General features: G+C 49.8%; 12 protein-coding genes. All 12 read right to left on the bottom strand.

The window, feature by feature from the left end; genetic code table 11:
* Window positions 1-682: solute carrier family 23 protein (locus ACOYIE_RS05605; RefSeq protein ID WP_433411222.1), on the bottom strand; the 682-nt coding region annotated here is incomplete at its 3' end.
* A 75-nt stretch (window positions 683-757) separates the two neighbouring features.
* Window positions 758-1,282 carry an adenine phosphoribosyltransferase gene (locus tag ACOYIE_RS05600; RefSeq protein ID WP_433411220.1) on the bottom strand — a complete coding sequence of 175 codons (525 nt, stop codon included), beginning with the start codon at window positions 1,280-1,282 and terminating at the stop codon, window positions 758-760.
* A gap of 431 nt (window positions 1,283-1,713) precedes the next feature.
* Complete coding sequence (locus tag ACOYIE_RS05595; protein ID WP_433411218.1) at window positions 1,714-2,856, bottom strand: acyl-CoA dehydrogenase; 1,143 nt, start codon at window positions 2,854-2,856, stop codon at window positions 1,714-1,716.
* A gap of 44 nt (window positions 2,857-2,900) precedes the next feature.
* A complete protein-coding gene (locus tag ACOYIE_RS05590; RefSeq protein WP_433411216.1) occupies window positions 2,901-3,905 on the bottom strand; it encodes an electron transfer flavoprotein subunit alpha/FixB family protein in 1,005 nt (334 codons plus the stop codon).
* 16 nt (window positions 3,906-3,921) lie between these two features.
* Window positions 3,922-4,728, bottom strand: coding sequence for an electron transfer flavoprotein subunit beta/FixA family protein (locus ACOYIE_RS05585; RefSeq protein WP_433411214.1), 807 nt, complete (start codon window positions 4,726-4,728; stop codon window positions 3,922-3,924).
* An 87-nt stretch (window positions 4,729-4,815) separates the two neighbouring features.
* Window positions 4,816-5,799, bottom strand: coding sequence for an MBL fold metallo-hydrolase (locus tag ACOYIE_RS05580; protein ID WP_433411212.1), 984 nt, complete (start codon window positions 5,797-5,799; stop codon window positions 4,816-4,818).
* 29 nt (window positions 5,800-5,828) lie between these two features.
* Window positions 5,829-6,953 (bottom strand): 2-hydroxyacyl-CoA dehydratase subunit D, encoded by a 1,125-nt coding sequence (locus tag ACOYIE_RS05575; RefSeq protein WP_433411210.1) that lies wholly within the window; start codon window positions 6,951-6,953, stop codon window positions 5,829-5,831.
* A complete protein-coding gene (locus ACOYIE_RS05570) occupies window positions 6,953-8,173 on the bottom strand; it encodes a 2-hydroxyacyl-CoA dehydratase subunit D (protein ID WP_433411208.1) in 1,221 nt (406 codons plus the stop codon). Before ACOYIE_RS05570 ends, ACOYIE_RS05575 begins: the two co-directional genes overlap by 1 nt.
* Window positions 8,174-8,270: 97 nt before the next feature.
* Entirely contained in the window at window positions 8,271-9,050 is a 780-nt protein-coding gene (locus tag ACOYIE_RS05565; RefSeq protein WP_433411224.1) for an acyl-CoA dehydratase activase, read from the bottom strand.
* On the bottom strand, window positions 9,050-10,237 hold the full coding sequence (locus ACOYIE_RS05560) for a CaiB/BaiF CoA transferase family protein (RefSeq protein WP_433411206.1): 1,188 nt from the start codon (window positions 10,235-10,237) through the stop codon (window positions 9,050-9,052). Before ACOYIE_RS05560 ends, ACOYIE_RS05565 begins: the two co-directional genes overlap by 1 nt.
* Window positions 10,238-10,457: 220 nt before the next feature.
* Window positions 10,458-11,600: an acyl-CoA dehydrogenase family protein gene (locus ACOYIE_RS05555; RefSeq protein WP_433411204.1), complete on the bottom strand. Its 1,143-nt coding sequence runs from the start codon at window positions 11,598-11,600 to the stop codon at window positions 10,458-10,460.
* Window positions 11,601-11,655: 55 nt separating this feature from the next.
* A complete protein-coding gene (locus tag ACOYIE_RS05550; protein WP_433411202.1) occupies window positions 11,656-12,141 on the bottom strand; it encodes a MaoC/PaaZ C-terminal domain-containing protein in 486 nt (161 codons plus the stop codon).
* Window positions 12,142-12,248: the final 107 nt, after the last annotated feature.

Genomic DNA, 12,248 nt, shown 5'->3' with positions numbered 1-12,248 from the left:
AGAAGCCCGCATCCGGCGTCGGCACATACAGGCCAACCAGCTGGCACAGCATGCCGATGATCCAGGTCAGCAGAATGCCGAACAGAATCGCGCCCTTGACGCGCTTAATATACAGCACCGCGGTGATAAACAGACCAACCAGCGCAAGCAGCGCGCAGATGCCATGGGTGTTGAAATTCTCCGTAAAGCTGGTGATGGTAACAAGCGTCGCGGAATCAACGCACAGGCCGGCGTTCTGCAGGCCGATAAACGCAATAAACAGGCCGATACCAACCGACACGCCGCGCTTAAGCGTCAGCGGGATGGCGTTGAAGATAGCCTCACGAACGTTGGTGAGCGAGAGGACGATAAATACCAGGCCCTCCACAAATACCGCCAGCAGCGCAACCTGCCAGCTATAGCCGTACTGACCGCAGACCGTGTACGCCAGGTAAGCGTTCAGGCCCATACCGGCGGAAAGCGCAAACGGCAGGTTCGCCATCATCGCCATGCACACGGTGCCCAGGAAGGACGCCAGTGCGGTTGCCAGCAGAACGGCAGTCGGGTCCATGCCGGCCGCGCTCAAAATGCTCGGGTTAACGGCAAGGATATAGGCCATTGTCATAAACGTTGTCACGCCGGCCATAACCTCTGTTTTTACAGTTGTCTTGTTTTCGGATAGTTTGAACATCTTTTCAAACATCGTTTCATCCCCTTTTCAATCTGAGATTCCCTTTTTCCAAATGAATTGCCCCCTGTATGCTAAACTGTAGGACCGTTACTTACCCTCATAGGCAACAACGGTTTCCACAGGATAGTCCTTAATTCGTTCGCGGCCATGCAGCCCCTTGAGCTCCAGCAGACAAACGATTTTGACAACCTCTGCCCCAAGCTGGGTCAGAAGCCGCGCCGCAGCTTCCAGCGTGCCGCCTGTTGCAATCAGGTCATCCACCAGAACAATGCGCGCGCCCGGCCTCACATCCTCCTTATGTACTTCGATAGAGGCCGTGCCGTACTCCAAATCGTAAGTGGCCTCAACCGTTTCACGCGGCAGCTTGCCTTTTTTACGAATCGGGATGAACGGCTTGTGCAGCTTATAGGCAACCGGCATGCCAAACAAAAATCCGCGCGATTCCAGGCCCGCAATTGCATCAAATTCCACATCAGCCATCCGCTTTGCCATTTCATCAACCGTAAGCTGCAAACCGTCCGCATCTATGATGGCCGTCGTGATGTCTCTGAAGATGATGCCCGGCTCCGGAAAATCCGGAATACTGGTAATATAATCTCCAACCGTTTTCATAGTTCCTCCTCCGCGCGGACGCCGCTGTCCCCGCTTGTCTGAAAAATTCCGGCGCCCCTGCCGCAGCGTATCCGCACAGGCAGGGGCGACATTTTGCCCTACATATCATATTCTAACAAATTTTCGCCGCTTTACAAGAGCAAAATACCACAAAAAACAACGCGCATCCATGCCAATCCCCGTTCTTATGCAATGCTCCGGCAGATTTTCCGTATTTTGTCAAATACAAAGCCTGTGGGATGGTTCGGAGGCTCTCCCGACAGGCGGGACAGTTCTGCCGTTGCATCTCTTTATAAATAAAGGAGCGCCTTTTCTGATATTTAGGCTACATATCAGAGAGGGCGCTCCTTCAGGGAGGTATATGCAAGAAAAATTTTTGTGCAAAAGCAGAAGATATTATCCTCTTTTAGATGCATCTGGTAAAAACAGATTTACTTTACACCCATCCAGCCGGAAATAACCATTTTCTGCACTTCAGAGGTACCTTCGTAAATCTCAGTAATCTTGGCGTCACGCATAAAACGTTCAAACGGATACTCTCTCGTATAACCATAGCCGCCAACCAGCTGCAAGCACCGGCGGGTGACATCGCTGGCCGCCTCGGAAGCATATAGTTTGCCCATAGCTGCCAAATGACTATACGGCTCATGATCCTGCTTGGCCTGTGCCGCACGGTAAATCAATAAACGGGCCGCATCCACTTTTGTCTGCATATCTGCGAGCTCAAACTGCGTGTTCTGGAACTGGCTCAAACGCTTGCCAAACTGCACGCGCTCCTTGACATACTTAACGCATTCATCAATCGCGCCCTGCGCAATGCCCAGGGCCTGTGCGCCAATACCAATACGGCCGCCGTCCAGCGTCATCATCGCAATCTTGAACCCCTTGTTCAGCTCACCCAGCAGGTTTTCCTTAGGTACAATGCAGTCTTCAAATACCAGTTCGCAGGTAGACGATCCGCGAATACCCATCTTTTTCTCATGCGCACCAATTTTGAATCCAGGGAATCCCTTCTCCACAATAAATGCAGAGATCCCCTTTGTTCCCAGGCTCTTGTCCGTCATTGCAAAGATAACAAAGGTATCCGCATAACCGGCATTGGTAATAAAAATCTTCGAGCCATTAATGACCCAATGGTCTCCTTTGTCTTCAGCAGTCGTCTTCTGCATGGCGGCGTCTGTGCCCGCGCCTGGCTCAGTCAGACCGAACGCCCCCAATTTCTCACCCATGGCCAACGGCGGCAGGTATTTCTGCTTCTGTTCTTCTGTGCCAAACTCAAAAATTGGCCAGGAACACAGCGAAGTATGCGCCGATACCATAACCGAAGTCGTTGCACAGTGCTTGGCGAGCTCTTCCGCTATACTGATATACGAAACATAGGACAACCCCGCTCCTCCGTATTCTTCCGGATACGGTACGCCCATCATTCCCATCTCTGCCAGCTTGTGCCAAGTCTCCTCGGGGAAGCGTTCTTCTTCGTCTATCTCCGCTGCAATCGGTGCCACTTCTTTTACCGCAAAGTCATGCAGCATGTTCAGAATATCCTGTTCATCTTCTGTAAAGTGAAAATTCATTCCGTTTTCGCTTCCTTTCTTTATATTATCCCATACCAATTCACTTATGCACGAGCCTTCTTAATTTCCTCGGTCAGTACCGGAAGGACCTCAAAAAGGTTTCCCACTACGCCATAGTCTGCGACATCAAAAATCGGCGCATCGGGATCCTTATTGATCGCCACAATTACATCCGAACCACTCATACCAGCCAAATGCTGAATCGCTCCCGAAATACCGCATGCAATATACAGCTTGGGACCTACGGTTTTTCCAGTCTGGCCAACCTGGTGCGCATGACTGATCCAACCAGAATCAACCGCCGCACGGGATGCGCCGACCGTCGCGCCAAGAACCTCGGCCAGTGCCTTAACCGGTGCAAAGCCTTCCGGCCCACCTACACCGCGGCCGCCGGATACAATAATCTCTGCGCCTTCCAGATCAACATTCTCATCGCCCATTTCCTTGATCAATTCGAGCACCTGCGTACGAATCTTATCTGCCGGCACATGGATATCCTCGCGAATAATTTCCGCCTTCGCTTCCGTCTCCTCACATTTCTTGAACACGCCCGGACGTACTGTGCCGATCTGCGGGAAGTTGTTCGGACACTTGATAGTCGCCATCAGGTTGCCACCAAACGCAGGACGAGTCCATGCCACCTTACCATCTTCTTCGTCGATGTCCAGCGCTGTGCAGTCCGCCGTCAAACCGCCTTCCAGACGGCAGGAAACACGGGGACCCAAATCACGTCCGTTATTCGTTGCACCAATGAGCATGCTCGTTGGCCCATACTTCTCAACCAGTGCGCACAGCGCAATAGTATAGGCATCTGTCGTATAATGTGCATACTCTTCGCCGTCCACCACATACACCTTATCAGCGCCGTGGGTAGCTGCAGCCTGCACCGCTGCATCCACATGACAACCGATGACAACCGCTGCGAGACTGCCACCCTGTTTTTCTGCCATCATTTTACCAGGCGAAAGCAGTTCAATACCGACGTTTTTCGCACTTCCATCCTGGTTTGTTTCTACAAATACCCAAAGGTCCTTCGTTTTTGCTTCCATTGTCCTCGTCCCTCCCTTAAATAATGCTGGCGTCGCTCAGCATGCCAAACAGCTTCTTGGCCGATTCTTCATTCGTCCCTTCCTTAATCTTCACGCCGCCCGTTTTCTTCTGCGGGACAAAAGTCTTCTTCACCTTGGTCGGCGATCCGTTCAGACCGCATCGTGCAAGGTCAATGTTAATAATATCAGCCGGTGCAATCGTCGGAATATCTGCACGGTTAGCCGCCATTTTACGCTTAATGGTAGGATAGCGCGGGTCCCATGCCGGCTTTGTAAAAGTGACAAGGCACGGGGTCTTGACCGCAATAATCTCCACGCCTTCTTCCACTTCTTTCTTTACCTTAACAGTATCGCCGTCCACCTCGGCCTCCAAGCCGTACGTTACCTGCGGATAGTCCAGATGCTCGGCAATTTCCGGACCAACCTGTGCAGTATCACCATCAATCGCTTGCTTGCCGCAGAAGATCGCATCAAACTTTATGCCTTCCATCTCTTCAACTTTTTTAATCGTCTCCGAGAGGATATAGCTGGTGGCTAACGTATCCGAGCCGCCGAATTCGCGACCAGACACCAAATACGCCTTATCTGCCGCGATTGCCAGACACTCCTTAAGCGCTGCTTTGGCTTGCTCAGGCCCCATCGACAGCACAACAATCCGCGTATCCGGATTCTTATCCTTAATACGTGCGGCCGCTTCCAGAGCATATCCATCAAACGGGTTAACAATTGCCGGTACACCTTCACGAATAAGCGTATTTTTTACCGGATCAATTTTGATTTCAGTCGTATCCGGTACTTGCTTTACACATACCAAGATGTTCATCTTTTCTGTTTCCTCCTATGCTTGTTGTATATTGGTTATCGGCCACCCCAAAAGGGCGTGACATAACCTTTTAAATTAAAATTATGGCTACACCGCTTCATAGTAAAACCTGCCATCTGTTTCCATGCGGCGAACCTGCCCTGCGGCCACCAGATAGTACAAATGCGCCAACGTCTCACCCATGGCAAACCACTTCTGATGAGGCGGGAACTCTGTCCACGGTTTGCCGCGCATTGACCAGCTGATTTGCGAAGCAACCCAGTACGCGGATGATGCCGGTCTTTCCTGCACCGCTTGTAAGACCTCCTGCAGGCGTTCTTGGTGGTGAACCGTCAGCTGGCGAATGCGTTCATAAACATCCTCTTGGCGCGCCCTGTGCGCTGGCAGCGTCATGCGGATCGGAAGCCTGCGTATCTTTTGCAGACTTTGCAGATAATCTGCTAGCGATTGTGGAATGCCATTCCAAATACTGATATTGGGCGTGATATCAAACAGAATATGGTCTCCCGAAAACAGTATCTGTGTCTCCGGCAGATAGAGCACCGTATGGCCTGGGGTATGCCCCGGCGTATGGATACACTGAATTTCCAGTTTGCCCAAATAAATTTTGCTTCCATCCACCACGGGAACAACTGGAAACACTGTCTTCGGCGCGTATTTGCGCGCCTGATTTTCTGTTTTCTGGCGAAGCAGTACATCCTCCGGAAAGCCTTCTTTCCGATAAACGTCCTCCATAATCGACCACCCCTGCCCTGTCTTGCTGCGGCAGAAATAATCATAATCTATGCCATTCATATAAACAGTACATCCCATGTCTACAAAATCTTGTACCAGTCCGACATGGTCTGAATGCAAATGTGTCAGAAACAGCGCCGTATGATTCATGTCCAATCTCAGTTCATTCAGGCCCGCCCACAGCGCGTTACGACACTCCGGTCGATTAAATCCAGTATCAATCACTAGGTTTCCAGCCTCTGTCCGAATCACATATGCATTCAGATTACGCAACGGATTGTCCGGCAGTTCAACTGGAATACTCCAAATATCGGGAGCGTTATGTACTTTTACCATCAAACCGCATCCCTTCTGCTTATATGGTCTTAATTCTCCGCATATGCCTGAATCTTTGTCAGCGCCTGTCCGCTTTCCGATGTGCTCTGGTCAATATCAATGCTGAACGACATCAGGCCTGCCTTAGATACCTGCGTAATGACAGACGGCTGGTCATATTCCTCAATTTCACAAAAGCGCATCATACATAGCACAACGCAGTCTGCCCCCAAATCCTTCGCCATCTGGGCAAGCATATCCCCACGAGCTGTATTATTATCGTCATGTGCAACAGAGCAGCCCTTGATAGCAAACCAGTGTAATGCCAGGCTCTCCATTGCAGAGCATGCAGCAGGGTAATCACTGCGGTACTGACGGGATTCCTGTGCCAAATCATCGCCGACAACGGCAATCCCGTTATCTGCAAAATAACCAAGGATTTCATCCGGTTCGCAGGTAATGCCGGTGAGAAGCACCTTTTTGCCCTGCCATTTGCAGATAGGCTCTGCCTTCAACGCCTCTGTCAGTGCAACAACCATCTCAATCGCCTTTTCTGCCTTCAAGAAAGTGACAGCCTTCATCACATGGTGCCGATCAGCCGGCTTGATGATATCCAGATGTTCGTTGGCAGTTTCACAGAAAGCGCGCATCACGGCATGCTTTTTGTTATAAAGCGCAATCGCTTGCTGTAGACTGGTATCGGTAATTTCTCTGCCGGAAATGCGTTCCAGAGCGTTCTTCACTGTTTTTAGTTCTTCAATCAGAAAATCAACAGCGCCCGGATCCTTACGATTCTGCGGATAAATAAAAGTAATTGGTTCAATATCCTTGACACCTGCACGCCATGCAGAATTCGTGCCGCGCAGCGTATCACAAATAATAGGCATAATCGCTGCAGAAACGCCCTTGTATGCTCCTGTCATGCCAAATTCCAACACGGAGCGCATGATAGAACAGGTAAAAATCGGCGCATATTTTCCCGCAGCCTGCGGATTGCACTGTCCGCCCCAAATCCCCATCGGCACCATACCGGCCGCAGCAACCAACGGCTCGGGTGTGTAAATCGGGAAGCAAGCGATTACCTTTTCACCGCTGTCGACGTATTCTTTCAGCAGTCGCTGCGGATTCCTGCTGATATCGTCAAACTGGGCCAGCAATGTTTTGATGTCAGCCATTACTGCTTCGCCTCCTTATTTGCTTTCATAACATCCACCAGGCTTTGCAGTCTGGTTTCAAATTGTGCTTCGTTGAAAATCGTCGGATCGGCCTGGTCTCCATCAAAGAACACAACCGGAATCTGGCTCTTCTCTTCCACAATCTCACGGCCGCAGGTCATATGGTACGTCATAAACTTACAGCTGCGATTGATATGACAGAACATGCCATCACACTGGAAATGATTAGCGATGTTGGAGCGCTTACCCATCATCGTAGTTGTGTTAACAACGTTGGTCGAAGACAACATATACTGCGCCGCCATCTCATTCAAGTTGCCCGGTGTATAATGCAGGCTCCATGCACCTACATAACCATTGGTCACGCAGTTCACGCCATACTTTTTCATCGTCTTGAGATTATATCCCAGGTTTGGCCAGCAGGCAATGCCCTCCCAGTCTACGCGATATTCCTCCGGCGTTGAGCCAAAGGTTGTGGTTCCGTTGTCAATATGCTCCTGAATCTCCCGTTTGAGCTGCAAAAGGACCTCGGTAGTCTCCCTGCGACCGCGTGCAACAACCATAGGAGCCATATAGTTAAACAAATCAAAACCGTTTAGCGGGGACGGGTTTCGGTCATTCATCATTACGCATTCATCGAACAGTCTTGCATTCTCAACAGAAATCTTCTGAATTTCCAGGAACTTATCCCAGTCAAACTTTTTGCCAAAGAACTCTTCCATGCGCTTGATGTTATGCTCAATCTGACTGCGGCCATACGCCTCCCAATGCTTAGCCGGCTTTTCATCCGTATAATTAAATAGACAATCCTGCATGAAAATCGGAATATCCAGCTCTCGCGACAGGCATTCATACCACTTAAGCAATTCAAAGCAGCTATTGGTAGCGCATAACAAAAAGGTTGGGCGCGGCATGCGCTGAACCTCAGGCGGCTGATAGTTGGGGTCGTTCGCCATCTGATGCGCCATACCGATGCTTAAGCGAGCGTAGGAGCAGATATCATTTGAATATCCCAATTCACCCTCACTTGTCGCAATGAATCGCGGCGAGTCATGGCGTGCAGCTACGCCAGCGGCATTATTCTCCGGATAGAGTACCGGCACCCCAAATGTAGCACAAAGTTCCTGTGGGAAAATAGAGGTCGACCATCCAACGTGTTCTCCTCTGGCTTCAGCGTCCCAAGCATCCTGATAAATACTTGCGACCAGCTCATTAAGCATTACCCGGGATTTCGGAAGCGGACGTTTTGGCTTTTTTACTTGCGCATTTTCGCTCATTGTTTTTCCATCCTTTCCTCAATAACAGCACTTATTTTTATTAAGCTGACTGCATACTACCATATGCATACAGTGCAGCGCCAAGTGCGCCAGCAAGTTGGCAGTCCTCATGAACCTGAATCTGACAATCAATTTCTTCTTCCAGCGAATGAACCAATCCCTGATTGAGTGCGACGCCGCCGCTCATAGCGACCTGTAGTTGAACACCAACGCGCTGTACCAATGAAGCAACACGTCTTGCAACTGATTTATGTATACCAGCTACAATATTTTCCAGTTTTACATTGGCCGCCAGTTTGGAAATTACCTCCGATTCAGCAAATACCGTACACGTGCTGCTGATCTCAGCCGCTTCATCTGCACGGAATGAAAGCTCGCTTAAATTAGTGACATCAACATCCAGCACCTTTGCCATCGTATCCAGAAAACGGCCGGTACCTGCTGCGCATTTATCATTCATTACAAAATTCATTAGCAAGCCCTTATCGTTAATACGCATAACCTTGATATCCTGCCCGCCAATGTCAACAATCGTGCGGGTTCCCGGCAACAAATGGGAAATTCCCTTTGCATGGCAGCTCAGCTCGCTTTTCTGGTCGTTGATGCCTTCAAAGGAAAAACGTCCATACCCTGTTGCAGTAATCCAGCCGACATCCTCCCGTGTGATACCGGCCTTTTCCAGCACCTGTGAAAACACACGCGCAGGACCGACCGTACCGGTTCCGATTGGCACAATCGCTTTAGCGGCAACCGCTCCGTCTTCTGCAAGCACTACCGCTTTGGATGCGGTAGAGCCAATGTCAATGCCAACAGCGAACATCAAATCACTCCATCCTCCTGGAGCTTGGCAAGCTGCTCATCCGAATAGCCCAGCAGACCGCCGTAAATCTCCTTGTTAAACTTACCGAGTGGCTGACCCGGCCATTTGATAGCGCCAGGGGTACCCAACATCTTCGGACATACGTTCTGCATTTTTATCTTGCCAAACTGCTCCGTCTCAATCTCAACAATATCATCACGGAAGGCAAACTGCGGGTCCTTCATGATATCTTCAACATTATAGATGGGGCAGGCCGGAATGCCTTCGCCAAGAATATCCAGACACTCCTGCAAGGTGTGCTCCAACGCCCAATTTGCAAACTCCGTATTGATTTCTTCGCGATGCGCCGCACGGTCAATCGTGGTCTGATAATCCGGATGATCAATCATATCCTGCCGCCCAATCTGATGCATGCAGTCCTTGTACAGCTTATCTCCCGTAATCGACAGTGCGACATATTTGTTATCTTTTGTCCGGAAATGACCGGACGGTACGGTAACGGTAGTGCCGTTTCCAATGCGGGTACGGATGGCTCCGTCATACGAATATTCCGCTATGATAGATTCCTGCAGGCGCAGTACGGATTCGGTCAGCGCGCAGTCAATCATCTGACCTTCGCCCGAACCATTAACATCTCGATCATAAATGGCGAACATAACAGCCATGCAGCTAAACATAGCTGTATAGAAATCTGCAACTGAGATACCGGGCTTAACCGGCGGAGTATCCGGATATCCAGTAACCTCCAAAAAGCCGCCTAATGCCAACCCCATACGGTCAAACCCTGGACGCGGAGCGTACGGACCCGTCCGGCCGTATCCGGAAGCAACCGTATAGATCAAACGCGGGTTGCGCTGATGCATTTCCTTCCACGAAAAACCCAGTTTTTCAAAAACGCCTGGCCGGAAATTCTCAATCAACACATCCGCATCCTCAATCAGCTTCCAGAGGATTTCCTTCCCCTCCTGCGTTTTGAGATTCAGAGTAACATTCTGCTTATTGCGGCCCTCTACGCTATACCACAGGTTTTTGATACGCCCCATGCCGCGCATCAGATCACCGGTTTTTGGCGGTTCTACTTTAATAACACGTGCACCAAAATCGGCCATCATACTACCGCACCAGGGACCAGCGACAATATTACCCACTTCAACAACCTTCAGGCCTTCCAATGCTTGTCTTGACATTAATATGTCCTCCCTTCAAAAATACGGATTTTTTCGGCTGTTTCCCAGCAAATCAGGGCAACGGTTTCTTCCGTAACAACAATTTTCTTTTTCATTCTCCGTACAGGGAAACCTGGTCTGTAGGCACTTCCTCATGCAAACCAGCTTCCAGGGGCAAACGGTAAAAACGCATGATACTTCCGGCCGTCTGCAGCAACGGCTGACGGCCGGAAGTTCCTTTTTAACGACAAAGTTGGCCGGAAATAATCATTCGCTGAATCTGGTTGGTGCCTTCAAAGATCTGATAAATCTTCGCATCACGCATCAACTTCTCCACCGGATACTCGCGAGAATAGCCATTGCCTCCGAGCACCTGAACAGCATTGGTCGCTACATACATAGCTGTATCGCCCGCAAAACACTTGCCCGAACAAACCAGTTTCTTATTGACAATACCGGCATCCGCACATTTGCAGGCTCCCCATACCATCTGTCGCGCTGCTTGGGTGCGCATTTCCATGTCCGCCAGCAGGAAACCAATGCCTTCGTGCTTCCAAATCGGCTTGCCAAATACAACGCGCTCCTTCGCATAGGCAACAGCTTCATCCAATGCAGACTGCGCAACGCCTACTGCAGAAGCCGCCGTGCAAGGACGGGAATTATCCAGAATCTGCATGGCAATCTTGTATCCCTGTCCTTCTTCACCAAGCATATACTTCTTGTTCAGCACCATTTCATCAAAAAACAGCGAATTGGTATGTACGCAGCGAATACCCATTTTATCCTCATGCTCACCGACTGTAAATCCCGGCGTATCCTTGGGCAGCAAAAATGCGGTAATGCCACCTTTTGTTCCTTTTTCCTTATCAGTCACCGCAAAAATGGTAATAATATCGGCACAGTCACCATTGGTAATAAAGGTCTTACCGCCGTTGATAACATAATCATCGCCAACCTTGCGAGCAGTTGTCTTCATCGCACCAGCATCTGAGCCAGTTGCTTCTGTCAAGCCAAACGCCATAACGCCGCCGTTTACCATGATGTCAGCTGCCCACTTTTTCTGCTCTTCTGTGCCGGCAAGTTTAAGCGGCTCAAAGCCGAAACCAAATATGCGGGAGGCAAAACCAGAGTCACCACGCGCCAGTTCTTCGCGGACAACCGCATAACTCATACAATCCAGCCCAAGTCCGCCATACTCTTCCGGAACCGTGACCAGATGCAGCCCCATCTCCATAGCGGTTTTTACCAGGTCTTCCGGTACAGTCGCCGTCTTTTCTGCCTCACGGCAGACGGGCTTTACTTCCTTCTGAGCAAACTCCTCCACCAAGTTGCGAAGCTCAATTTGGTCTTCAGTCAACATAAAATCGTAATCGCGCATAGACATAATCTTTTCCTCCTAAATATCGTTTTGATTTTATCAGGAGCAAACTCCCAATTACTTACAGATGGTTTTGCTTGCGAAGCAACAGCTTTGTTTCACCTTCCTGTACAAGCTCTCCACGCTGGTTGCGCACAGTACGGCGAATAACAATGCTTCCGCTATCGCGCTCCGGTCCAGGATCATTTTTTTCGACAACTTCGCTCTCCACATGAATAGTATCGCCAAATAAGACCGGTTTTTTGAATTTCCAAGCGCGAATCTGTGTCATGGCTCGCAGGTTTGGCATCATAGCAAGGTTATATGGCGCACGCGTACACAGCCCAAGCGAAATCGCCAGCACCAGTGTGCCATGCGCAATACGTTGGCCCGCGATAGAGTTCCTTGCAAATTCCGCATCCGTGTGCAAGGTATTATAGTCCCCTGAGATGCCAGCAAAATTAACTACATCTGCTTCCGTAATTGTACGGCCGAACGACACATATACATCCCCCACTGAAACGTCTTCAAAAAACAACGGTTCGAGACTAGTCTGCACTTTTTTCACGCTTCCTGTTTCTACTTGGATATCATAGAGGCCGCAACTGCTCCAGTGTTCTTCAGTTCATCAATTTTTTCCACAGAATACCCTAAAATCTTGCTAAGAATTTCATC

The sequence above is a fragment of the Agathobaculum sp. genome, from assembly GCF_050946325.1.
GTDB lineage: Bacteria > Bacillota > Clostridia > Oscillospirales > Butyricicoccaceae > Agathobaculum.
This window is presented reverse-complemented; position numbering and strand designations above follow the sequence as displayed.